This is a genomic window from Streptomyces solicamelliae (genome assembly GCF_045348655.1).
GTDB classification, from domain to species: domain Bacteria; phylum Actinomycetota; class Actinomycetes; order Streptomycetales; family Streptomycetaceae; genus Streptomyces; species Streptomyces solicamelliae.
This window is the reverse complement of record NZ_CP160404.1, coordinates 3,449,812-3,472,513: the sequence shown is the minus strand read 5'-3', so window position 1 is coordinate 3,472,513 and position 22,702 is coordinate 3,449,812. Positions and strand designations below refer to the sequence as shown.

Here is a 22,702-nt window from a genome sequence, read left to right as displayed (position 1 = left end):
CTGGACACCTTCGAATCCCGGCGCGCATCGTGATCCACATGACCCACACCCTTGTCTCCGGTCTCGAACCGCCCTACTACACCGCTGTCTTCACCTCCGTCCGGCCCGACGACCCCGAGGGGTACGGCGAGACCGTGCAGCGGATGCACGAGCGCGTCCAGGACGTGCCCGGGTTCCTCGGCTACGAGTCCGCCCGGACCCCCGGCGGGATCGGGATCACCGTCGCCTACTTCCGGGACCTGGAGTCCCTCACCGCCTGGCGGGACGACGCCGAGCACGAGGCCGCCAAGCGGCACGGGCGGGAGCACTGGTACGAGCGGTACAGCGTCCACATCGGGCGCGTCGAGCAGAGCTACCACTATGAGCGCTAGCGCCGACGCCGATCCCCTGGCCTTCGCCCGGGAGCTCCGGCTCCCGGGGCTCATCGACGTGCACACGCACTTCATGCCGCAGAACGTGCTCGACAAGGTCTGGGCGTACTTCGACTCCGTCGGGCCGCTCACCGGCGTCGCCTGGCCCATCGCCTACCGCGAGGAGGAGGACCGCCGGGTCGAGATCCTGCGCGGGTTCGGGGTGCTCGCGTTCACCGCGATGCTCTATCCGCACAAGGCGGGGATGGCCCGGTGGCTCAATGAGTGGGCCGTCCGTTTCGCCGGCCGGACGGACGGCTGCCTGCACACCGCGACCTTCTATCCCGAGGACGGTGCGCTCGACTACGTCTCCCGGGCCGTCGAGGGCGGGGCACGGGTGTTCAAGGTGCACCTTCAGGTGGGGGACTTCGATCCCGACCACGATGAGCTGCGCGACGTCTGGGGGCTGCTCTCCGACACCGGGGTGCCCGCCGTCGTCCACTGCGGGTCCGGGCCCGCGCCCGGGCGGTTCACCGGGCCGGAGCCCATGCGGCGGCTGCTCGCGCGGCATCCGCGGCTCAAGGTGATCGTCGCGCACATGGGGATGCCGGAGTACGGGGACTTCCTCGACCTCGCCGAGCGGTACGAGGGGGTCTTCCTCGACACGACCATGGCGTTCACCGACTTCGCCGAGCGGCTCTCGCCCTTCCCCTTGGACGCGCGCAAGCGGCTGCTCGATCTCGGGGACCGTGTGCTGCTCGGTTCCGACTTTCCCAATATCCCGTATCCCTACGGGCATCAGCTCCACGCCCTCGCCCGGCTCGACCTGGGGGACGACTGGCTGCGGGGCGTCTGTCACGACAATGCCGCGCGGCTCTTCGGGCTTCCGCTCGCGTCGGTTTCTCAGGGAATTCACAGATAGCGCCAAGGACGCTCTCAGCACCCCCGCCGAGCGTGGTCCCATGACCACCACGACGCCCCGGGGGCGAACCGAGATGCTCAGACCGGACGGCACCGCCGTACGCGTGCTCGTCGTCGACGACGAGGCGTCGCTCACCGAACTGCTCTCCATGGCCCTGCGGTACGAGGGCTGGGAGGTCCACAGCGTCGGCGACGGCGCCTCGGCGCTCCGCGCCGCGCGCGAGTTCCGGCCGGACGCCGTGCTGCTCGACGTGATGCTGCCGGACATGGACGGGCTCGCCGTCCTCGGCCGGCTGCGCCGCGAACTGCCCGACGTGCCCGTGCTGTTCCTCACCGCGAAGGACGCCGTCGAGGACCGGATCGCCGGGCTCACGGCCGGCGGCGACGACTACGTCACCAAGCCGTTCAGCCTGGAGGAGGTCGTCGCCCGGCTGCGCGGCCTGATCCGCCGTTCCGGCGCGGCCGCGGCCGCCCGCGACGACTCCGTGCTCGTCGTGGGCGACCTGCGGCTCGACGAGGACAGCCACGACGTGTCCCGGGGCGGCGACCCCATTCACCTCACCGCCACCGAGTTCGAGCTGCTGCGGTACCTGATGCGCAACCCGCGGCGGGTGCTCAGCAAGGCGCAGATCCTGGACCGGGTCTGGTCGTACGACTTCGGCGGGCAGGCCAATGTCGTCGAGCTGTACATCTCCTACCTGCGGCGGAAGATCGATGCCGGGCGGGCGCCGATGATCCACACCCGGCGCGGGGCCGGGTATCTCATCAAGCCCGCGGAGTAGGGGCGGTGAGGGTGCTCGCCGGGCGTCGCCGCGGGCGGCGTCTTCCGGGGTGGCTGGCCGGGCGTTTCCCCGAACGTCCTCCCGGGCGCTTCCCCGGGCGTCTTCGTGGGCGCTTCCCCGGGCGTCTTCGCGCGCCTCTGTCCCTCCGTACGCGGCTCGTCGTCTCCGCCGTCGTCCTCATCGCCGTGGTCGCCGCGGTGATCGGCACGGTGACCACGATCGCGTTCCGGTCGTACCTGTACGACCAGGCCGACGGCCGGCTGCGCGAGGTCGCCGGGCGGGCCGCAGGGCCGCAGCCCACCACGCTGCTGCCGGACCCGGACCGCGGCGGGCCCGCGTCGTTCGACGGGCTGCGGCTCAAGGACCCGATGGGCTTCCTGGTCGGACCCGGCGCCCCCCTCGGCACCGTCGGCGCGGTGCTTCTGGACGGGGAACTGCAGACCGCCGCGGTCTCCACCGAGGTCGCGGACGACACCGAGGGCCCCCGCTACAAGCTGCGCACCCTGGACGAGCAGCAGCGCGCCGCCCTCGCCGCCGTCCCCCGCGACGACGCGCCGCACACCGCCGAGCTCCCCGGCCTCGGCTCCTACCGTGTCGCGTACGCGGTCGGGGTGAACGGCACGTACCTCGTGGGCACCCCGCTCGCCGAGGTCGACGACGCGCTGTCCACGCTGATCGTGGTCGAGCTGAGCGTCACCGGCGCGGGCCTGGTCGCCGCCTCGCTCGCCGGCACCGTCCTCGTACGCATCGCCCTGCGGCCGCTCAGAAGGGTCGCCGCCACCGCCACCCAGGTCGCCGAACTCCCCCTGCACAGCGGCGAACCGGTCCTGCACCAGCGGGTGCCGGAAGCCGATCCGCGCACCGAGGTCGGGCAGGTCGGTGCGGCCATCAACCGGATGCTGGACCACGTCCACGCGGCGCTGAACGCGCGGCAGCAGAGCGAGACCCGGGTCCGGCGGTTCGTCGCCGACGCCAGCCACGAGCTGCGCACCCCGCTCGCCTCGATCCGCGGGTACGCCGAGCTGACCCGGCGCGGGCCCGAGGAGTGCGGGCCCGACACCCGGCACGCGTTGGGGCGGATCGAGTCCGAGGCGGTCCGGATGACCGGGCTGGTGGAGGACCTGCTGCTGCTGGCCCGGCTGGACGCCGGGCGGCCGCTCGACGTCGTCGAGACGGATCTGTCGGCCCTCGTCGTGGACGCCGTGAGCGACGCGCGCGCCGCCGGGCCCGGTCACGGGTGGCGGGTCGAGCTGCCGGCCGAGCCCGTCTGCGTACGCGGCGACTCCGCCCGCCTCCACCAAGTCCTCCTCAACCTGCTCGGCAACGCCCGCGCCCACACCCCGCCCGGCACCAAGGTGACCGCGCGGCTGCGGATCGAAGGGGCGGACGCCGCGGTCGTCGACGTCGAGGACGAGGGGCCGGGGATCCCGGCCGAGCTGCTGCCGCACGTCTTCGAGCGGTTCGCGCGCGGCGACGCCTCCCGCTCCCGGCACGCCGGGTCCACCGGGCTCGGGCTGTCGATCGTGCGGGCCGTCGTCGCCGCGCACGGCGGCGCGGCGAGCGTCGACTCCGTGCCGGGGCGCACGACGTTCTCCGTGCGGCTGCCCCGGACCCAGGACACCTCACAGCCGGACCACAGGCTCATCACACAGGCGTGACAGCCCGCCCCGGAACCGTCTGGGGCATGCGAACCGACACCCTGGCGGGGGCGTTCCCCGCCCTCCCGGCCCTCCCCGCCCGCGAGCATCTGCCCGTGGGCGGCGCCGGCCGGCCGCCCGTACTCGATGTCGTGATCCCCGTGTTCAACGAGGAGAAGGACCTCGAACCCTGCGTCCGGCGGCTGCACACGCACCTCGCCGCCACGTTCCCGTACGCCTTCCGGATCACCGTCGCCGACAACGCCTCGACCGACCGCACGCCCGAGATCGCGGCCGGGCTGGCCACGACCGTGCCCGAGGTCCGGTCGGTGCGGCTGGAGCAGAAGGGGCGGGGGCGGGCCCTGCGGACCGTGTGGTCGGCGTCGGACGCGCCGGTCCTCGCGTACATGGACGTGGACCTGTCCACCGACCTGAACGCGCTGCTCCCGCTGGTCGCCCCGCTGATCTCGGGCCACTCCGACCTCGCGATCGGCTCCCGGCTCGCCCGCTCCTCGCGGGTGGTGCGCGGGCCGAAGCGGGAGCTGATCTCCCGGGCGTACAACCTGATCCTGCGCGGCTCGCTGGCCGCGCGGTTCTCCGACGCGCAGTGCGGGTTCAAGGCGATCCGGCGGGAGGTCGCAGAGCGGCTGCTGCCGATGGTCGAGGACACCGGCTGGTTCTTCGACACGGAGATGCTGGTGCTGGCGGAGCGGGCCGGGCTGCGGATCCACGAGGTGCCGGTCGACTGGGTCGACGACCCCGACTCGACCGTGCACATCGTGCGGACGGCGACCGAGGACCTGAAGGGCGTCTGGCGGGTGGGGCGGGCCCTCGCGACCGGCTCGTTGCCGCTGGAGCGGCTGGCCCGGCCGTTCGGGGACGACCCGCGGGACCGTGAACTGCCGGGCGTGCCGGGTGGGTTGACCCGGCAGGTGGTGGGGTTCTGCGCGGTGGGGGTGCTGTCCACCGTGCTGCATCTGGCGCTGTACTCCGGGTTCCGGCTCGGGGTCGGACCCCAACTCGCCAATGCGGCAGCTCTGTTGCTCTCCGCCGTCGCCAACACCGCCGCCAACCGGCGGCTCACCTTCGGCGTACGGGGACGGGCCCGCGCACTGCGCCACCAGGCGCAGGGGCTGGTGATCTTCGGTATCGGCCTGGCCCTGACCAGCGGCTCGCTCGCCGCGCTCGGCGTGGCGACCGGCGCCCCGGCGCACTCCGCCGAACTCGCGGTGCTGATCACCGCCAACCTCGCGGCGACCGTGCTGCGGTTCCTTCTCTTCCGGCTCTGGGTGTTCCCGGAGCGAGCGGCTTCCAAGGATGTGCGATGACGACGACCGTTTTCCGAAAGCTGTGGCGGGGGCGGGCCGACGACGCGCCCTGGGTGCGGCCCGTGTTCCTCCTGCTGCTGCTCGCCACCGGGCTGCTCTATCTGTGGAATCTCGGTGCCTCCGGCTACGCCAACTCCTTCTACTCCGCCGCGGCGCAGGCCGGCGGCCAGAGCTGGAAGGCATTCTTCTTCGGCTCGCTCGACGCGGGCAACGCCATCACCGTGGACAAGCCGCCGGCCGCGCTGTGGCCGATGGCGCTGTCCGTGCGGCTGTTCGGGCTCGGGTCGTGGCAGATCCTCGTGCCCGAGGTGCTGATGGGCGTGGCGACGGTCGCCGTGCTGTACGCCGCGGTGCGGCGGCGGTTCGGGGCCGGGGCGGGGCTGCTCGCGGGCGCGGTGCTCGCGCTCACGCCGGTGGCGGCCCTGATGTTCCGGTTCAACAACCCGGACGCGCTGCTGGCGCTGCTGACGACGGTCGCCGTGTACTGCGTGCTGCGGGCGCTGGAGCAGGGCGCGACGAAGTGGCTGGTCTGGGCGGGGGTGGCGCTCGGCTTCGCGTTCCTCGCGAAGACGCTGCAGGCGTTCCTGGTGCTGCCGGCGCTGGCCCTGGTGTACGCGGTGTGCGCGCCGGTCGGGTTCGGGCGTCGGCTCGGACAGCTCGCGGGCGCAGGGCTCGCGCTGGTGGTCTCCGGCGGCTGGTGGGTGGCGGCGGTCGAGCTGTGGCCCAAGTCCTCGCGCCCGTACGTCGGCGGCTCTCAGACCAACAGCTTCCTGGAGCTGACCTTCGGCTACAACGGCCTCGGCCGGCTCAACGGCAACGAGGTCGGGAGCGTGGGGGGCGGCAGGACGATGCGTCTCCCGGAGGGCGTCGAGCAGCTGCCCGGCGGAGGAGCCGCAGGCGCAGGGGGCGGCGGCTGGGGCGAGACCGGTCTGCTGCGGATGTTCAACGACTCCGTCGGCGGGCAGATCTCCTGGCTGCTGCCGGCCGCGCTGTTCCTGCTGGTCGCGGGTCTGGTGATCACCCGGCGGGCGCCGCGCACCGACACGGCTCGGGCCGCGTTCCTGGTGTGGGGCGGGTCGCTGCTGACGACGGTGGCCGTGTTCAGTTTCATGGCGGGGATCTTCCACGAGTACTACACGGTGGGCCTGGCCCCCTCTGTCGCGGCGCTGACCGGCATGGGCGCGGCGGTGCTGTGGGAGGAGCGGGGCCGCTGGGCCGCGTCGGCGGCGCTGGCGGCGACGGTCGCCGGGACGGCCGTGTGGGCGTATGTGCTGCTCGGCCGCACGCCCGACTGGCTGCCGTGGCTGCGCACGACGGTGCTGGTGGCGGGCCTCGCGGCCGCCGCGGGGCTGCTGTTCGCCGGCCGGGCGGACCGGCGGCTCGGCCTGGCGCTCGCGGGCCTGGGGCTCGCGGCGGGCCTCGCGGGACCGGTCGCGTACACGCTGGCGACGGTGGACGCGGGACACCAGGGCTCGATCGTGACGGCCGGCCCGTCGGGTGCGGCCATGGGCGGCCGGGGCCGCATGATGATCATGTACGGGCCTGACGGCCGGGCCGTCCCCCCGGGCACGGCGCCCGGCAACCGAGCCGCCCCCGGCAACCCCGGCGGCATGCCCCCCACCCAGGGCACGGCACCCGGCAACGCCCCCGGCGGCCCGGGAGGCTTCGGCCGCGACGGCAACCGGGGCTCGTCGTCCATGGGTCCCGGCGGCCGCGGTGGTCCCGGCGGACTCCTCAACGGTGCGAGCGTCGGCGCCGAGGCGAAGGCGGCGCTCTCCGCGGACGCCGACGCGTACACGTGGGTCGCCGCCGCGGTCGGCGCGCAGAACGCGGCCAGTTACCAACTCGCCACCGAGCAGCCGGTCATGGCGATCGGCGGCTTCAACGGCAGCGACCCGTCGCCGACGCTCGCGCAGTTCAAGCAGTACGTCGCCCAGGGGCGGATCCACTGGTTCGTCGGCAGCGGCGAAGGCGGTGAGGGCGCCGGGATGCGGATGGGCGGTCCCGGTGGCGGGACCAGCAGCGACATCGCCGCGTGGGTCGCGGACACCTTCGAGAAGACCACTCTCGACGGGGCCGTTCTCTACGACCTGACCAAGCGGAAGTAGGGCGTCCACAACTCGCCGAGAAATCGCTATACAGCGTACGAGGATCCCTTGTACGGTGTACGACGTCACGTCTCGTACACCGTACAAGGGGGAACCATGACGGCGACGACCACCGCCGGCACACCGGCCGCCACAAGCGGCCGTCATCCGCAGCGCTGGCTGATCCTCGGCGTGATCTGTCTCGCCCAGCTCACCGTGCTGCTCGACAACACCGTCCTGAGCGTGGCGATCCCCTCGCTCACCACCGAACTGCACGCCTCCACCAGCGACATCCAGTGGATGATCAACGCCTACTCGCTGGTCCAGTCGGGTCTGCTGCTCACCGCCGGTAACGCGGCCGACCGCTACGGCCGCAAGAAGCTGCTCGCCGTCGGTCTCGCGCTGTTCGGCCTCGGCTCGCTCGCCGCCGGACTGGCCGACTCCACCGCGCAGCTGATCGCCGCCCGCGCGGGCATGGGCGTCGGCGGCGCGCTGCTGATGACCACCACCCTCGCCGTCGTCATGCAGATCTTCGACGACTCCGAGCGGGTCAAGGCCATCGCGCTGTGGGCCACGGTCGGTTCCCTCGGCTTCGCCGCGGGCCCGCTGATCGGCGGCGCGATCCTCAACCACTTCTGGTGGGGAATGATCTTCCTCATCAACATCCCGGTGGCCGTCGTCGGCCTGGTCGCGGTGCTGAAGCTGGTGCCGGAGTCCAAGAACCCGCAGGGCGACCGCCCCGACCTGCTCGGCGCGCTGCTCTCCACCGTCGGCATGACCGCCGCCGTCTACGCGATCATCACCGGGCCCGAGCACGGCTGGACCTCCACCGAGGTGCTGGTGCCGGCCGCGATCGGCCTCGTCGTGCTCGCCGCCTTCGCGGTGTGGGAGCTGAAGATCCCGTACCCGATGCTCGACATGCACTTCTTCCGCAACCAGAAGTTCGTCGGTGCGGTGGCCGGCGCCATCCTGGTCATGTTCGGCATGGGCGGCTCGCTCTTCCTGCTCACCCAGCACCTGCAGTTCGTCCTCGGCTACGAGCCGCTCGAGGCCGGTCTGCGGATGGCGCCGCTCGCGCTGACCGTGGTCGCGCTCAACCTCACCGGCGTCGGCCCGCGGATCGTCATGAAGCTCGGCACCCCGCTCACCGTCACCGTCGGCATGACCCTGGTCGCCGCCGGGCTCGGCTCGATCGCCCTGATCGGCGGCGGCTCCGACGGCACCTACTGGGGCATGCTGCTCGGCCTGGTCCTGATGGGCGTCGGCCTCGCCGTCTCCAACCCGGCCATGGCCAACGCCATCATGAGCGCCATCCCGCCGGAGAAGGCCGGCGTCGGCGCGGGCGTCAACGGCACCCTCGCGGAGTTCGGCAACGGCCTCGGCGTCGCCGTCCTCGGCGCGGTCCTCAACGCCCGGTTCGCCGCGCTGGTCACCGTCACCGCCACCTCGCTCCCGGCGGCCCTGGCCGCGGCCGGCGACGAGGCGGAGCGGGCGCAGATCTCGGACGCCTTCGCGCGAGGCCTGCAGACCAGCCAGCTGGTCGGCGCGGTCGCGGTGTTCGCCGGCGGTCTGCTGGCGGCGGCGCTGCTGAAGCGGGCCGAGCGGTCCGAGCAGGCCGCCGGTGAGGCCGCGGAGGGCGAGCAGTCGGCCGTGGCTGCCTAGCATGGTCACGGACCACTGACTGACGGAGGAACGCGATGGTCAAGGCAGCCGATCGGGCCAAGAACCCGGCGCGTTCCAGCGTCTGGCTGGAGAAGAGGGCCGCCCGCAGCGGGGGCGGCCCGGCCGGGCTCGACCGGGACCGGATCGTGGCCGCCTCGGTCCGGATGCTCGACGAGGAGGGCCTGGCCAAGCTGTCGATGCGCAAGCTGGCCACCGAACTCGGCGTCACGGCGATGTCCCTGTACTGGTACGTGGACACCAAGGACGACATCATCGAGTACGCCCTCGACACCTGCTACGGCGAGATCGACCTCGCCGCGGTGGACGCGGCCGGCGACTGGCGGCAGCGGATCAGGACACTCGCCCTGGCCTACCGCCGGATGCTGGTCCGGCACCCGTGGATGTCGCCGTGCGCGGGCCAGTACCTGAACATCGGCCCGCACGCGATCGCCGTCGGCTCCGAGATCCAGGCGGCGATCCGGGACACCGGTCTGCCGATCGGCCGTCAGCCGAGCGCGATGTCGGCGGTCTTCCAGTTCGTGTACGGCTACGGCACCATCGAGGCCCAGTTCGGCCGCAGCGCCGCGGACGCCGGGATGTCGCAGGACGACTTCTACACCGACTCGATCAAGGCGTTCCGCGAGGACGAGCAGTTCCTGGACGCCCTGGAGGGCATGGGCGACATCCTCGACGAGCGGCAGTCGCACGGCAGTGTCAGCGCCATCTGGGACCGTGACTTCGACTACGCGCTGGACGTGCTGGTGGCGGGCATCGAGGTCATGGTCGAACGCCAGCGCGACGAGGAATGACGAAGTGGCAGGCCGTCCCCTGCCTGCCACTTCGTGAACCCGGCCGCGCCTTCGCTCGGAGCGCGGCCGGGGGCTTTTTCCGCCTGCCCGCGCCCCGCTACTTCGCCTCCGCCGCCGCGCTGTTGCTCTTCAGCGCGACCTCCTTGATGAACAGCGTCACCAGGAAGGCGAGCAGGGCGAACGGCGCCGAGTAGAGGAAGATGTCGCCGATCCCGTGCCCGTACGCGTCCTCCATGACCGTGCGGATCGGGGCCGGCAGCTTGTCCATGTCAGGGATCCCGCCGCCCGTGCCGCCCTGGCCCATGGCCGCCGCGGCCTTCGGGCCCAGCTCGGCGAGGCCCTCCTTGACGTAGTCGGTGACCCGGTGGGCCATGATCGCGCCGAGCGCCGAGACGCCGATCGCGCCGCCGAGGGAGCGGAAGAAGGTGACGACGGAAGAGGCCGCGCCGAGGTCGGAGGGGTCGACCTGGTTCTGGGTGCAGAGCACGAGGTTCTGCATCATCATGCCGAGGCCGAGACCCAGGACCGCCATGAACAGGGCGATGTGCCAGTACTCGGTGTCATACCGGACCGTGCCGAGCAGGCCGAGGCCGCCGGTGGCGAGCGCGCCGCCGCTGATCAGCCAGGCCTTCCAGCGGCCGGTCTTGGTGATGATCATGCCGGAGGCCGTGGACGAGACGAACAGGCCCGCGATCATCGGGATGGTGAGGACGCCGGACATCGTCGGCGACTCGTTCCGGGCCAGCTGGAAGTACTGGCTGAAGAACACCGTGCCGGCGAACATCGCGACGCCCACGAAGAGCGAGGCCAGCGAGGCGAGGGTGATCGTGCGGTTGCGGAAGAGGCGCAGCGGGATGATCGGCTCGCTCGCCCGCGACTCGACGAACAGGAAGACCGCGCCGAGCAGGACCGAGCCGCCGACCATGACGGCCGTCTGCCAGGACATCCAGTCGTACTTGTCGCCGGCGAAGGTGACCCAGATCAGCAGCAGCGAGACCGCGGCGCTGATGAAGAACGCGCCCGCCCAGTCGACCTTCGCGTCCCGCTTCACGACCGGGAGCTTCAGGGTCTTCTGCAGCACGACCAGGGCAATCAGCGCGAACGGCACGCCGACGTAGAAGCACCAGCGCCAGCCGAGCCACTCGGTGTCGGTGATCACGCCGCCGAGCAGCGGGCCGCCGACGGTGGCGACGGCGAAGACCGCGCCGAGGTAGCCGCTGTACCGGCCGCGCTCGCGGGGGGCGATCATCGCGGCCAGGATGATCTGGGAGAGCGCGGTGAGACCGCCGACGCCTATGCCCTGGACGACGCGGCAGGCGATCAGCATGCCGGTGCTCTGGGCGAGGCCGGCCACGAGCGAACCGGCCACGTAGATGAGCAGGGCGACCTGGACGAGCAGCTTCTTGGAGAAGAGGTCGGCCAGCTTGCCCCACAGCGGCGTGGTCGCCGTCATCGACAGCAGGGCCGCGGTGACGACCCAGGTGTACGCGGACTGCCCGCCGCCGAGGTCGGTGATGATCTGGGGCAGCGCGTTGGAGACGATCGTCGACGACAGGATCGCGACGAACATGCCGAGAAGCAGCCCGGAGAGCGCCTCCATGATCTGCCGGTGGGACATGGGCGCCCCGGAGGCGGGTCCGCCCGCTTGTGTCGCGGGGGCGGCGGTGGTCGTGGCCATGAACTTCCTTCGTCGTCAGGCGTGGTGGGCGCGGCAGTCCCCGAAGGCGTCGCGGAACCGGGAGAGCATCGCGGTCAGCTGCTCGATGTCGTCGTCGGACCAGTCCGCCAGCTTCTGTGCGAGCATCGCGGTGAGCCGGCGGTCCAGCTCGGCGAGCTTGTCGCTCCCCTCGGCGGTGAGGCGGAGGATGCGCGAGCGCCGGTCGTCCGGGTCGGGCAGCCGCTCGACCCAGCCGCGCTCGACGGCATGGGCGACGTGCCGGCTGCTGACCGACATGTCGACGCCCATCAGCTCGGAGATCCGGCCGATGCGCAGGTCGCCGTGGCGCTGGACCAGGGCGATCACCCCGGCGGTGCCGGGCGGGCAGTCGGCGGGCAGGGAGCGCGCCATGCCGCGTCTGACCGCGCTGATGGCGCTGACCTGGCGGGTGAGGTTCTCGTACCGGTTCGGCTCGTCCACGGCTACCCCAGACATCTTGTTGCTTAGGGCAACCATAGAGATAGATGGTTGCTTCAGGCAAACTAAAACGGTCAAACGGCGCTAAAGAAACGGCAAAGGGGGAGGTGATGGGGTAGGCGATGTGCGGGACCGGTGCCGGAGCCCGGGGCGGGGGTTGGGGCCGCAACCCCCGGTTCGCTAGGGTCCCTTCCCATGGCACACAACCCCCATGCCCCGCAGGGCCAGGGCCCCGAGGGCTCTTACGACCCGGCCGGCAGCACCCAGATGTTCCGCGCCTTCGTCGACGAGGCCGGCCCGCAGCGCCAGGCCCAGCCCGCCGCCCAGTCCTCCGGCCCCCGGGTGGGCCTGATCGTCGGCATCGTCGCTGCGATCGCCGTCGTCGCCGCGGTCGCCTGGCTCGCGCTGGGCTGATCGCCCGCGCTCGTCATTTCCAGGTCGCCGTGACCTTCTGCGTGTCGACGTGCATGCCGAGGGGGACGCGCCAGGATTCCACACACACCGTGTAGGTGTGCCGCTTCGACGTGCCCGCGGCGATCGGCGCCGGCAGGGGCTGGGTGGAGGCGATGGTCGCCCAGTCGACGCCCAGGGCGCCGATGATGTGCGTCTCGAAGGCGACCGTGCCCGAGCCGGCGGCCGTGCCGCCGGTGTTGCGGAAGGTGAGGGTGACTCGCTCGCACCAGCGGCGGTCGGCGTCGGCGAGCTCCGGGACGGAGAGCGTCAGCAGGGCGGGGCCCGGGGGCGGCGGTGTCGTACCGGACGGGCGAGGCGTGCTCGGGGTGCCGGGGGCGCTCGGCGGGGTTCCGGAGGTGCCCGGGGCCGGGAGCGGCGGAGTCGTCGCGCCGGGGAGCGTGGGGCCGGTGGCTCCGGCGCCCGGCAGCGTCACCGTCGCCGAGCCCGTCGGCGTACCGGGGCCGGCCTCCGTGTCCGTACCCGCATCCGCGCCCGTCGCCTCCGGCTTCGGGGACGAGGTGCTCGACGTCGTCCCGCTCGCCGAGGGGCTGTCCAGGGGGACCAGGCGCACCGGGCCCGAGGGCGTGGCCGCGCCGCCCGGCGAGGCCACACCGCGGGCGCCCACCGCCGCGTAGCCCTCGCCGTCGTTCCCGCCGCCGCACGCGGTCAGCGCCCCGCCGAGGCAGAGCGCCGCCGCCAGAAACCCCAGCCGCCTCCGTCGCATCGCGCCAGTGTGGCTGACGGTCCGTCAAGAAGGAAGCGAAAGGGTGGACTTCCTGCGCGGGTGCGGCCGGTGTGGTAGGCCGCTCAGTCCGCGATCAGGCCCTCGCGCAGCTGTGCCAGCGTGCGCGTGAGCAGCCGCGAGACGTGCATCTGCGAGATGCCGACCTCCTCGCCGATCTGCGACTGCGTCATGTTGGCGAAGAACCGCAGCATGATGATCTGCCGTTCCCTGGGCGGGAGTTTGGCCAGCAGCGGCTTCAGCGACTCGCGGTACTCCACGCCCTCGAGCGCGGTGTCCTCGTAGCCGAGCCGGTCCGCGAGCGAGCCCTCGCCGCCGTCGTCCTCGGGCGACGGGGAGTCGAGCGAGGAGGCGGTGTACGCGTTGCCGACCGCGAGGCCGTCGACGACGTCCTCCTCCGACACCCCCAGTACCGCGGCGAGTTCGGGGACTGTGGGGGAGCGGTCCAGCTTCTGCGACAGCTCGTCACTGGCCTTCGTCAGCGCCAGGCGCAGCTCCTGCAGCCGGCGCGGCACCCGCACCGACCACGAGGTGTCGCGGAAGAAGCGCTTGATCTCGCCGACCACCGTCGGCATCGCGAACGTCGGGAATTCCACGCCCCGTTCGCAGTCGAAACGGTCGATGGCCTTGATCAGACCGATCGTGCCGACCTGGACGATGTCCTCCATCGGCTCGTTGCGCGAGCGGAACCGGGCCGCCGCGTACCGCACCAGCGGGAGGTTGAGTTCGATGAGGGTGTCGCGGACGTAGGTCCGCTCCGGGCTGTCCGCCGCCACGCCGTCGGCGTCGAGGGCGCGCAGCCTGAGGAACAGGGAGCGGGACAGCGTGCGGGTGTCGATGGCTCCCGAAGGCACGGGAAGCTGCTCGGCGGGCTCGTTCACGGGGAGCGTGAGCACCTTCGAGCTGCCCTGTTCTGCGGACATGCCACCCCCTTGAGGTCGCGGGACGGTCGCGGCGGCCACGACCATCGGAGGAACGCAGCCTCCACCTGAATACCGGAGGCGGGGCTGCGCCAAACGCGGTTCCAGCAGAATGTCACATGTCGGCAACACGCTGTAGTGACTTGTCGACAAGGCGGGGGCGGATATCCGCAGGAAACAAGGGGTGTACGGCATTTGGGGAGCGTCGGAACTGCTCCGAACCGGTCTACCCGTTCCGGCTATGCCTCGATCCGATTTGCGGATCTCAACCGGGCGAAGCTGCGGGCGAGGAGCCTTGACACGTGCATCTGCGAAACCCCGAGTTCCTGGCTGATCTGAGACTGGGTCAGATTGCTGTAGTAACGGAGCATCAGGATGCGCTGCTCCCGCTCGGGGAGTTGGACGAGCAGGTGCCGGACGAGGTCGCGGTGTTCGACGCCGGCGAGCGCGGGGTCCTCGTAGCCGAGCCGGTCGAGCAGTCCGGGCAGCCCGTCGCCCTCCTGGGCCGCCTCGAGGGAGGTGGCGTGGTACGAGCGGCCGGCCTCGATGCAGGCCAGCACCTCGTCCTCGCCGATCTTCAGGCGCTCGGCGATCTCGGCGGTGGTGGGGGAGCGCCCGTGGGCGGTGGTCAGGTCCTCCGTGGCGCCGTTGACCTGGACCCAGAGCTCGTGGAGGCGCCGCGGTACGTGGACGGTGCGCACGTTGTCGCGGAAGTACCGCTTGATCTCGCCGACGACGGTCGGCATGGCGAAGGTCGGGAACTGCACGCCCCGGTCCGGGTCGAACCGGTCGATGGCGTTGATCAGGCCGATGGTGCCGACCTGGACGACGTCCTCCATCGGCTCGTTGCGGGAGCGGAAGCGGGCCGCCGCGTACCGCACCAGGGGCAGGTTGGCCTCGATCAGCGCGCCGCGGATCCGGTCGTGCTCGGGGGTGCCCGGCTCCAGGTTCTTCAGCTGCCCGAAGAGCACCTGGGTGAGCGCCCGGGTGTCGGCCCCACGGCTGCTGCGCTCGCGCTCCCGCGGTCGGGGGGCGTCGGGCTCCTGCTCGCCCGAGGACTCGGGCTGGGGCGGCACCTGAGGCGCAGTACTGGCCGGCACGTTCACGCCACCCCTCTGGCTGGTCTTGCTGGTCAACTACGGTCAACTCATCCGTCAAAAGCGGTCATAGCATCACAAGACATGTCCACTGTGTGCAAGCACCGTATAAGCACGTGTTGAGGGCAAGTTGGACGGGTAGGGGGTGGGTGGAGAAGCAGCAAGGCCCCCCGCCGCGAAGGCGAGGGGCCATGATCCGGGGCCGTGCTCCCGGCCTGCGGGTCGGTCAGAACTCGTAGTCCGCGATCACCCACGTGGCGAACTCACGCCACTGGGCGGCGGCCGCCTGGTGGTCGGGGTGCTCGATGTACCGCTTCAGCGCGTCCGTGTCCTCGACCGCCGAGTTGATGGCGAAGTCGTAGGCGATGGGGCGGTCGGTGATGTTCCAGGCGCACTCCCAGTGCGTCAGCTCCGGAATCACCCCGCCCAGGGCCTTGAAGGCCTCGGCGCCGGCCACGACGCGCGGCTCGTCGCGCTCCACCCCGTCGTTGAGCTTGAACAGGACCAGATGGCGGATCACAGCAGGACTCCTCGTCGGTGCTCTAGTTGACGAGCTCGGTCATGAACTCGCCGACGCCCTGTGCGGCGGACGATATGCCCTCGAACCCTACCCCGACGAGCTCAGCGGCCCTCTTGGGCGAGACGACGATCGTGTACAGCACAAAGACGATGACGATCCACAGTGCGATCTTCTTCGCCTCGACCATCAGTTCTGCCCTCCCCGGCGCGGTCGCGTGAGTCTAACCGAGCCCTTACCCCGTTCTTAAGGACCAATGGCCCGGCTTTCGAGGCCCTTTGCCGGGCTTCAGGGGCCGGGCGAAGGGCGCACGATGGAACAGAGCCCGACGGATCTGGCAGGAATCCGGCGGCTCGTGGAACCGGCCTCCACTGCGGGGCCCGCCCGCGCACTCCCCCGAGCGCGGCGCGGACTTGCGGGTCCGGTTCCGATACGACGAAGGGCCCGGTGCGATGCACCGGGCCCTTCGTACAGAAGCGGTAGCGGAGGGATTTGAACCCTCGGTGACTTGCGCCACACTCGCTTTCGAGGCGAGCTCCTTCGGCCGCTCGGACACGCTACCGAGAGAGAGCTTAGCCCAAAGGTGCCCCTGCGATGAAATCCATATCCCCGGAGGCGTCGTCCGCAGGTCAGCGGGCCCGGAAGAAGGCCGTCAGCTGAGCCGAGCACTCCTCCGCCAGCACACCGGCGATCACCTCGGGGCGGTGGTTCAGCCGGCGGTCGCGCACGAGGTCCCAGAGCGAGCCGGCCGCGCCCGCCTTCTCGTCCACCGCGCCGTACACGACCCGGTCGACCCGCGCCTGGACCAGCGCGCCCGCGCACATCACGCACGGTTCGAGGGTGACGACGAGCGTGCAGCCGGTCAGCCGCCACTCCCCGCGGATCTCCGCCGCCCGGCGCAGGGCGAGGACCTCCGCGTGCGCGGTCGGGTCGTGGGTCGCCTCGCGCTCGTTGTGCCCGGCGGCGAGGACCGCGCCGTCCGGGCCCAGCAGGACCGCGCCGACCGGCACGTCGCCGCCCAGGGCGGCCGCGTCGGCCTCCGCCATCGCGAGCCGCATCGCGGCGCGCCAGGGGTCGCGTACGGGGTCGTGGACGACGGGGGTGTGGGTGACAGGGTCGGGAACGGAATCGGGACCGGCGGCGGCCGGTCCCGATCCGGGTGGTACGGACTGCATCACTAGCGGACGGTCTCCAGCACTTCCGCGGCGCCGAGGACGTCCGCGATCTCGTTGAGTGCCTCGCCCGGCTCCAGCGACCGCAGCGCGCGCTCCGACACGCCCAGGTCGTCGAGGACCAGCCGGTCGCCGACCGGACCCGAGGGCGCCGCGTCGGCGGCCGCGCCGCCGTCGTCGTCCCCGTCGTCCTCGGCCTCCGGCTCGCCGTCCTCGGTGCCGTCGAGGTCCAGCGCGTCCAGGTCGTCGGCGTCGTCGTCCCGGTCCGTGCCCAGGATCTCCTTGGTCAGGATCTCCCCGTAGGACGAGCGGGCGGCGGCGGCCCCGTCCGAGACGTAGATGCGAGGGTCGTCCTCACCCTCGACACGGACGATGGCGAACCACGCGTCCTCCTGCTCCATGTAGACGACCACCGTGTCCTCGTCGACCGACGCCTCGCGGGCGAGCTCGGTCAGGTCGGACAGGGTCTCCACGTCGTCGAGTTCCGTGTCGCTCGCTTCCCACCCGTCTTCGGTGCGCGCGAGCAGTGCGGCGAAGTACACCGTGACTCTCCCACTGATCAGAGGTGTGTCGAACCGGCGGTGCGCTCCGTAGCCCCGCCCAATCGGCATCGTGGCAGAAAGAGCGGCTTCAGGAGAGGTCTTCTGCTCTTGCGTCGTGCATCAGTCTGACCTCCGGACGCGCTTGGCAGACCCGTGCGGGTCACCAGCGGAACGTCCGCATGCGCATCGCCTGGCGCATTCGGGCCGCCCTGGCCCGGCGTGGCTGGACGCGTTCGCGCAGCGCCCTGGCCTCGTTCAGATCGCGCAGGAACTGGGCGCGTCGCCGCCGGCGCTCGGCGTCGGTCTCGCGCGGTTCGTCGTCCTGTCGCTGCTGCGGCATGGCCCACCACCCCACGGGCAGGGTTCCGTGTACGACTCCGTGTACGGAACCGTGTACGAGCCCACCTTCTCTCCACGGCGTGGGTGGACGCCAGTGCGGGCTACTGTTGGCGCATGCGTCTCCACGTCGTCGATCACCCGCTGGTCGCCCACAAGCTCACCACTCTGCGCGACAAGCGCACCGATTCCCCGACCTTCCGCCGACTGGCCGACGAGCTGGTCACCCTGCTCGCCTACGAGGCCACCAGGGACGTGCGCACCGAGCAGGTCGACATCGAGACCCCCGTCACGCCGACGACCGGCGTGAAGCTGTCGTACCCGCGGCCGCTGGTGGTCCCGATCCTGCGGGCCGGCCTCGGCATGCTCGACGGCATGGTGCGGCTGCTGCCGACCGCCGAGGTGGGCTTCCTGGGCATGATCCGCAACGAGGAGACGCTGGAGGCGTCGACCTACGCCACGCGGATGCCGGAGGACCTCTCGGGCCGCCAGGTCTACGTCCTGGACCCGATGCTGGCCACCGGCGGCACGCTGGTCGCCGCGATCCAGGAGCTGATCAAGCGCGGCGCCGACGACGTGACCGCGGTCGTGCTGCTCGCCGCCCCGGAGGGCGTCGAGCTGATGGAGCGCGAGCTGGCGGGCACGCCGGTGACCGTCGTGACGGCCTCCGTCGACGAGCGGCTCAACGAGAACGGCTACATCGTGCCGGGCCTCGGCGACGCGGGCGACCGCATGTACGGCGCGGCGGAGTAACCGGCCGTACGACCGTACGGAAGACGGAACCGGCCGCGCGGGCCGGTTCCGTCAGCGCTTCAGCACTTCTTGGCGGGCGCGGGCTTGGGCGCGTTGAGCGCGACCAGGGCCGCGTCCGCCGTCGTCTTCGGGTCGAGGGTCTTGAAGGCCGTACCGATGATCAGGTCCACGTCGGCGGTGGCCCGGGTGTCGGTCTTCGTCGCCGCGCCCTTGAGCTGGGTGCCCAGGACCGGGAACGCGCCCTTCACGGCCGCCGGCGCGCCGAGCAGGATCGCGGAGCCGGGGACCTTCTTGTCGTACGCGACGGGGGCGTTGCCGACCTTGCCGATGGCGAAGCCGCGTTTCTTGAGCTCGTCGGCGGTCGCCTTGGCGAGTCCGCCGCGCGGGGTCGCGTTGTAGACGTTCACCGTGATCTGCGCGGGCTTCGGGAGCACGGCCGCGGGCGGGGCGGTGGGTTTCGCGACGGGTTTGCAGTCGGCGCCGCTGCGGGCGGCGGCGTTCGCGGTGTCTTCCCCTCCGGAGAAGACGTCGACCAGTTGCATCGTCCCCCACCCGGCCGCGCCCAGCACGACCACGGCGGCGAGCGAGGCGAGGACGATCCTGCGCCGGCGGCGGGGGCGGCGCATGCGCGGGTAGACGTCCCCCGTGATGCGGTACTTTCCGCCCATACCGGGTGGAGTGAGCATGCTCATGGGCGCAGCGTAATGCGGCCCGCCGGAGTTGCCTACTTGATGATCATGTGATCGCGTCCGGATGGACCAGTGGTGCCGTCGCGTCAGTCCAGTTCGAGCACGCGGGCGTGCAGCACCTGGCGCTGCTGGAGCGCGGCGCGGACGGCGCGGTGCAGCCCGTCCTCCAGGTAGAGGTCGCCCTGCCACTTGACCACGTGCGCGAAGAGGTCGCCGTAGAAGGTCGAGTCCTCGGCGAGCAGGGTCTCCAGGTCCAGCTGACCCTTGGTGGTCACGAGCTGATCGAGGCGGACCGGGCGCGGCGCGACGTCCGCCCACTGGCGGGTGCTTTCCCGGCCGTGGTCGGGATACGGCTTCCCGGTACCGATACGCTTGAAGATCACACGGAAAGCCTACCGGGCGACCGGTCCCCTGCGCAGCCACGCGGACGCGGTGCGATGCTGGTCGAAACACCGCAAACCCGGAATCGGGGTCCCGTGATGAGCGTGAGCGACCAGCCTCCGACCTCCACCGATGCGGTGCCGGAGGCCGTGTCGGGGGTCGTGCCGGAGGGGCCCGCCGCCGCGATCGCGGCCGGCTACGCCTTCCGGGGAGACGCACTCGATCTGGGGGCCCTGCTCTGGGACGGCGCCTGTCACCCGGGCGCGCGGATCCGCGTCCCGCTCGGCCTGCTCAACCGGCACGGACTGGTCGCCGGAGCGACCGGCACCGGCAAGACCAAGACCCTCCAGCTGATCGCCGAACAGCTCTCCGCGCAGGGCGTCCCGGTGTTCCTCGCGGACGTGAAGGGCGACCTGTCCGGGCTCTCCGCGCCGGGCCGGGACGGCGAGAAGGTACGGGAACGCGCCGCGCAGGTCGGCCAGGAGTGGACGGCCACCGGCTTCCCCTGCGCGTTCTACGGCCTCGGCGGTCTCGGCGCGGGCATCCCCGTACGGGCCACGGTGACCAGCTTCGGCCCGGTGCTGCTCGCGAAGGTGCTGCAGCTCAACCGGACGCAGGAGCAGTCGCTCGGCCTGATCTTCCACTACGCGGACCGGAAGGGTCTGGAGCTGGTGGACCTCAAGGACCTGCGGGCGGTGGTGGCCTTCCTCGTCTCGGACGAGGGCAGGCCGGAGCTGAAGGGCGTCGGCGGCCTGTCGACCGCGACGGCCGGGGTGATCCTGCGGTCCCTCACGGCCTTCGAGCAGCAGGGCACAGCCGAGTTCTTCGGGGAGCCGGAGTTCGACACCGCGGAGCTGCTGCGGACGGCGGAGGACGGGCGCGGGGTGGTGTCCGTGCTGGAGCTGCCGGCGGTCCAGGACAAGCCGCAGCTGTTCTCGACGTTCCTGATGTGGCTGCTCGCTGACCTGTTCCACGATCTTCCGGAGGTCGGCGACCTGGACCGGCCGAAGCTGGTGTTCTTCTTCGACGAGGCGCATCTGCTGTTCAGCGGGGCGTCGAAGGCGTTCCTGGAGTCGATCACGCAGACGGTGCGGCTGATCCGCTCGAAGGGCGTCGGGGTGTTCTTCGTGACCCAGACGCCGAAGGACGTCCCGGCGGACGTGCTCGCGCAGTTGGGCAACCGGGTGCAGCACGCGCTGCGGGCGTTCACACCGGACGACGCGAAGGCGCTGAAGGCGACGGTGCGGACGTTCCCGGACTCGGCGTACGACCTGGAGGAGGTTCTCACCGGCCTCGGCACCGGCGAGGCGGTGGTGACGGTGCTCGGCGAGACCGGCGCGCCCACGCCGGTGGCGGTGACGCGGCTGAGGGCCCCGGAGTCGCTGATGGGCCCGGTCGACGCGGCCGCGCTGGACGCGGCGGTGCGGGGCTCGGAGGCGTACGGGCGGTACGCGACGGCGGTGGACCGGGAGTCGGCGTACGAGCGGCTGACGGCGGAGCAGCCGAGAGCGGACGAGGAGCCGGTCCCGGAGAAACCGAGGGCGGCGGAGCCTGCGCGTCGGGCGCCGGAGTCGGGGGACGACGAGTCCCTCGTCCGGCAGGTCGTCGGCAGCGGGATGTTCAAGTCCCTTGCCCGGTCGGTGGGGACGCAGCTGGGCCGCGAGATCACCCGCTCGCTCTTCGGCACGTCGAGGAGAAGGAGGTAGGACCCGGCCCCCTGGGTGCCGGGTCCTACCAGGTGGTGCGGTGCTTACTCGGTGACCTCGTGGTCGTGGCCCTCGTGCAGACCGCCGCCGCCGCCCGAGCCGCCGTCGGTCGGGGTGGACACGACCGGACGCTTCAGGGAGCTGATGTCGTGGGCGTAGGTGCCCACGGCGTTGGCGATGACGTCGATGTTGGCGTCGAACGCCTTCATGTTGATGTTGCTGATGTCGTCGCCCGCGGCGTGGTAGTTCACGTCGTACGCGACACCCGCCTCGCCGCCGAACTTCTCCGCCTCGGCCGCCGTCTTGATGCCCTCGGCGCCGGTGAAGGTGCCGCCGGACGGGATGCCGACCTCGATGAACGGGCCGTAGTCGGAGCGGCCGGAGAAGTCGGTGCCCGCGTGCGGCAGACCGCGCTTGTCCATGAAGTCGGTGATGTCGCGCTCGAGCTGGGCCGAGCCCGTTGGGCCGGGGCCCGCGCCGACGCCGTCGGAGTTGTCGCCGTCGTACACGAACAGGCCGTAGTTGGGCGAGGCGATCATGTCGAAGTTGAGGTAGAGCTTGACTTCCTTCTTGTCCAGCTCGCTCATGTTCGCGACGTAGTGCTCGGAGCCGAGCAGGCCGTTCTCCTCGGCGGACCACCAGGCGAAGCGGACCTTGTTGGTCGGCTTCTTCTCGGCCTTGGCCAGCTTCAGGGCGACGTCGAGGATGCCGGCGGAGCCGGAGCCGTTGTCGTTGATGCCGGGGCCGGCGGTGACGGAGTCGAGGTGGGCGCCGAGCATCACGGTGTTGGCCGCGTTGCCGGTCTTCGTCTCCGCGATGACGTTGTTGGTGGTGCGCTTCTCCTGGAGCTGACGGATCTCGTAGGAGAGCTCGACCGGGCCCTTGGCCAGGTCGGCGGCGAGCTTCTCGCCCTCGGCCTGGGTGATGCCGCCGGTGGGCAGCTTGCCGGCGGCCGGGTCGCCGAGGGTGCCGGAGAGGGCGCCGTCGGTGTTGTTGTAGATGATCGCGCCGACCGCGCCCGCGGCGGCGGCGTTCTCCTGCTTGGCGGCGAAGGTGCAGCCGCCGCGCTTGATCAGGGCGATCTTGCCGGTGAACGTGCCGGCGGCGAAGTCGCCGGGCTCACAGCCGTTCGTGCCGTCGGCGTCGACCGGGGCGGCGGCCAGCTCGGCCTTGATGCCGCCGACCGGGGTCGACTTGGTGTACGTCATCGCCGCGACCTCGATGTCACGGGGCGCGGGCGAGACGACGGAGAGCTTCTCGGCCTGGGTCTCGGTGTACTGGAACTCGAACTTCTGGTACGAGACGTTGTATCCGGCCTTCTTGAGCAGCTGGTACACGTACGCCGCGGAGGCGTCGTGCCCGAGCGAGCCGGCGGCGCGGTGGCCGCCGGCCGAGTCGGCTATCGCCTGGAACCGCTCGAGGTGCTTGCGGGCGTCCTTGCCGGACGCCTCGCGGACCAGCTTCTGCGCCAGCTTGGCGGCGTCCTTGGACGCCGCCTTCCCCGGTTCGGGGGCGGCGGAGGCGGGGGAGGCGGCCAGCAGGAGCGGGGTCGCGAGTGCGGCTGCGGCCAGGGTGGCCGCGGCTCTGCGATGGGTTGCGTTCACAGAGGTCCTTCCCGGTGCGAACGAGGTTGAAGGGAAGTTAGCGATCTCCGGGGCAATCTGTGAACATCTCGGCGCCAATT

General features: G+C 71.6%; 24 protein-coding genes and 1 tRNA gene. 11 read left to right on the top strand and 14 right to left on the bottom strand.

Translation table 11 applies throughout. The features are described 5' to 3' along the window. Positions 1 to 38: 38 nt before the first annotated feature. The 8 genes from ABZO31_RS16105 to ABZO31_RS16070 all read left to right on the top strand — a co-directional run bounded on the left by ABZO31_RS16105 (position 39) and on the right by ABZO31_RS16070 (position 9,576). A complete protein-coding gene (locus ABZO31_RS16105; protein ID WP_406861914.1) occupies positions 39 to 371 on the top strand; it encodes an antibiotic biosynthesis monooxygenase family protein in 333 nt (110 codons plus the stop codon). Further along, positions 361 to 1,272, top strand: coding sequence for an amidohydrolase family protein (locus ABZO31_RS16100; RefSeq protein WP_406861913.1), 912 nt, complete (start codon positions 361 to 363; stop codon positions 1,270 to 1,272). The genes ABZO31_RS16105 and ABZO31_RS16100 overlap by 11 nt, the downstream gene beginning before the upstream one ends. Positions 1,273 to 1,312: 40 nt before the next feature. After that, entirely contained in the window at positions 1,313 to 2,053 is a 741-nt protein-coding gene (locus ABZO31_RS16095) for a response regulator transcription factor (protein WP_406861912.1), read from the top strand. Between the two features lie 137 nt (positions 2,054 to 2,190). Next, positions 2,191 to 3,711 (top strand): sensor histidine kinase, encoded by a 1,521-nt coding sequence (locus tag ABZO31_RS16090; RefSeq protein ID WP_406865370.1) that lies wholly within the window; start codon positions 2,191 to 2,193, stop codon positions 3,709 to 3,711. A gap of 26 nt (positions 3,712 to 3,737) precedes the next feature. Next, positions 3,738 to 5,018 carry a glycosyltransferase gene (locus ABZO31_RS16085; protein ID WP_406861911.1) on the top strand — a complete coding sequence of 427 codons (1,281 nt, stop codon included), beginning with the start codon at positions 3,738 to 3,740 and terminating at the stop codon, positions 5,016 to 5,018. Continuing rightward, positions 5,015 to 7,126, top strand: a complete 2,112-nt coding sequence (locus ABZO31_RS16080) for an ArnT family glycosyltransferase (protein WP_406861910.1) — start codon at positions 5,015 to 5,017, stop codon at positions 7,124 to 7,126. Before ABZO31_RS16085 ends, ABZO31_RS16080 begins: the two co-directional genes overlap by 4 nt. A gap of 96 nt (positions 7,127 to 7,222) precedes the next feature. Beyond that, complete coding sequence (locus tag ABZO31_RS16075; RefSeq protein WP_406861909.1) at positions 7,223 to 8,767, top strand: MFS transporter; 1,545 nt, start codon at positions 7,223 to 7,225, stop codon at positions 8,765 to 8,767. A 35-nt stretch (positions 8,768 to 8,802) separates the two neighbouring features. Continuing rightward, complete coding sequence (locus tag ABZO31_RS16070) at positions 8,803 to 9,576, top strand: TetR/AcrR family transcriptional regulator (RefSeq protein WP_406861908.1); 774 nt, start codon at positions 8,803 to 8,805, stop codon at positions 9,574 to 9,576. 97 nt (positions 9,577 to 9,673) lie between these two features. On the opposite strand, the gene ABZO31_RS16065 is transcribed toward ABZO31_RS16070, so the two are convergent. Both ABZO31_RS16065 and ABZO31_RS16060 read right to left on the bottom strand, forming a co-directional pair. Beyond that, a complete protein-coding gene (locus tag ABZO31_RS16065) occupies positions 9,674 to 11,254 on the bottom strand; it encodes an MDR family MFS transporter (protein ID WP_406861907.1) in 1,581 nt (526 codons plus the stop codon). A 15-nt stretch (positions 11,255 to 11,269) separates the two neighbouring features. Further along, positions 11,270 to 11,713: a MarR family winged helix-turn-helix transcriptional regulator gene (locus ABZO31_RS16060; RefSeq protein WP_406861906.1), complete on the bottom strand. Its 444-nt coding sequence runs from the start codon at positions 11,711 to 11,713 to the stop codon at positions 11,270 to 11,272. 192 nt (positions 11,714 to 11,905) lie between these two features. Here ABZO31_RS16060 and ABZO31_RS16055 point away from each other — a divergent pair, with 192 nt between their 5' ends. Beyond that, positions 11,906 to 12,124 carry a hypothetical protein gene (locus ABZO31_RS16055; protein ID WP_406861905.1) on the top strand — a complete coding sequence of 73 codons (219 nt, stop codon included), beginning with the start codon at positions 11,906 to 11,908 and terminating at the stop codon, positions 12,122 to 12,124. Between the two features lie 13 nt (positions 12,125 to 12,137). Here the strand turns inward: ABZO31_RS16055 and ABZO31_RS16050 are convergent, their stop codons facing one another. The 9 genes from ABZO31_RS16050 to ABZO31_RS16010 form a co-directional block, all read right to left on the bottom strand. Then, the gene (locus ABZO31_RS16050; protein WP_406861904.1) at positions 12,138 to 12,887 is read right to left on the bottom strand and encodes a hypothetical protein; all 750 of its coding nucleotides are present in this window, start codon (positions 12,885 to 12,887) and stop codon (positions 12,138 to 12,140) included. An 83-nt stretch (positions 12,888 to 12,970) separates the two neighbouring features. Next, positions 12,971 to 13,828, bottom strand: a complete 858-nt coding sequence (locus ABZO31_RS16045) for an RNA polymerase sigma factor SigF (RefSeq protein WP_406861903.1) — start codon at positions 13,826 to 13,828, stop codon at positions 12,971 to 12,973. 236 nt (positions 13,829 to 14,064) lie between these two features. Continuing rightward, on the bottom strand, positions 14,065 to 14,925 hold the full coding sequence (locus tag ABZO31_RS16040) for an RNA polymerase sigma factor SigF (RefSeq protein ID WP_406861901.1): 861 nt from the start codon (positions 14,923 to 14,925) through the stop codon (positions 14,065 to 14,067). 223 nt (positions 14,926 to 15,148) lie between these two features. Then, positions 15,149 to 15,442 carry a Dabb family protein gene (locus ABZO31_RS16035; RefSeq protein ID WP_406861900.1) on the bottom strand — a complete coding sequence of 98 codons (294 nt, stop codon included), beginning with the start codon at positions 15,440 to 15,442 and terminating at the stop codon, positions 15,149 to 15,151. 22 nt (positions 15,443 to 15,464) lie between these two features. Beyond that, positions 15,465 to 15,629, bottom strand: coding sequence for a hypothetical protein (locus tag ABZO31_RS16030; protein WP_406861899.1), 165 nt, complete (start codon positions 15,627 to 15,629; stop codon positions 15,465 to 15,467). 287 nt (positions 15,630 to 15,916) lie between these two features. Further along, positions 15,917 to 16,001, bottom strand: a tRNA-Ser gene (locus ABZO31_RS16025). Between the two features lie 67 nt (positions 16,002 to 16,068). Next, positions 16,069 to 16,497 carry a tRNA adenosine(34) deaminase TadA gene (tadA, locus tag ABZO31_RS16020; protein ID WP_406865369.1) on the bottom strand — a complete coding sequence of 143 codons (429 nt, stop codon included), beginning with the start codon at positions 16,495 to 16,497 and terminating at the stop codon, positions 16,069 to 16,071. Between the two features lie 119 nt (positions 16,498 to 16,616). Continuing rightward, complete coding sequence (locus tag ABZO31_RS16015) at positions 16,617 to 17,153, bottom strand: hypothetical protein (RefSeq protein ID WP_406861898.1); 537 nt, start codon at positions 17,151 to 17,153, stop codon at positions 16,617 to 16,619. A 160-nt stretch (positions 17,154 to 17,313) separates the two neighbouring features. After that, positions 17,314 to 17,493, bottom strand: a complete 180-nt coding sequence (locus ABZO31_RS16010; RefSeq protein ID WP_406861897.1) for a hypothetical protein — start codon at positions 17,491 to 17,493, stop codon at positions 17,314 to 17,316. A 113-nt stretch (positions 17,494 to 17,606) separates the two neighbouring features. On the opposite strand from ABZO31_RS16010, the gene upp reads away from it, so the two are divergent. Then, entirely contained in the window at positions 17,607 to 18,242 is a 636-nt protein-coding gene (upp, locus tag ABZO31_RS16005) for a uracil phosphoribosyltransferase (RefSeq protein ID WP_406861896.1), read from the top strand. 59 nt (positions 18,243 to 18,301) lie between these two features. Here the strand turns inward: upp and ABZO31_RS16000 are convergent, their stop codons facing one another. Both ABZO31_RS16000 and ABZO31_RS15995 read right to left on the bottom strand, forming a co-directional pair. After that, complete coding sequence (locus ABZO31_RS16000) at positions 18,302 to 18,934, bottom strand: LytR C-terminal domain-containing protein (RefSeq protein ID WP_406861895.1); 633 nt, start codon at positions 18,932 to 18,934, stop codon at positions 18,302 to 18,304. A gap of 83 nt (positions 18,935 to 19,017) precedes the next feature. Continuing rightward, the gene (locus ABZO31_RS15995) at positions 19,018 to 19,314 is read right to left on the bottom strand and encodes a type II toxin-antitoxin system VapB family antitoxin (protein ID WP_393649399.1); all 297 of its coding nucleotides are present in this window, start codon (positions 19,312 to 19,314) and stop codon (positions 19,018 to 19,020) included. Positions 19,315 to 19,410: 96 nt separating this feature from the next. Between ABZO31_RS15995 and ABZO31_RS15990 the strand changes: the two genes are divergently transcribed. Beyond that, positions 19,411 to 21,018 carry a helicase HerA-like domain-containing protein gene (locus tag ABZO31_RS15990; protein WP_406861894.1) on the top strand — a complete coding sequence of 536 codons (1,608 nt, stop codon included), beginning with the start codon at positions 19,411 to 19,413 and terminating at the stop codon, positions 21,016 to 21,018. Between the two features lie 44 nt (positions 21,019 to 21,062). On the opposite strand, the gene ABZO31_RS15985 is transcribed toward ABZO31_RS15990, so the two are convergent. After that, on the bottom strand, positions 21,063 to 22,622 hold the full coding sequence (locus ABZO31_RS15985; protein ID WP_406861893.1) for a M28 family metallopeptidase: 1,560 nt from the start codon (positions 22,620 to 22,622) through the stop codon (positions 21,063 to 21,065). Positions 22,623 to 22,702: the final 80 nt, after the last annotated feature.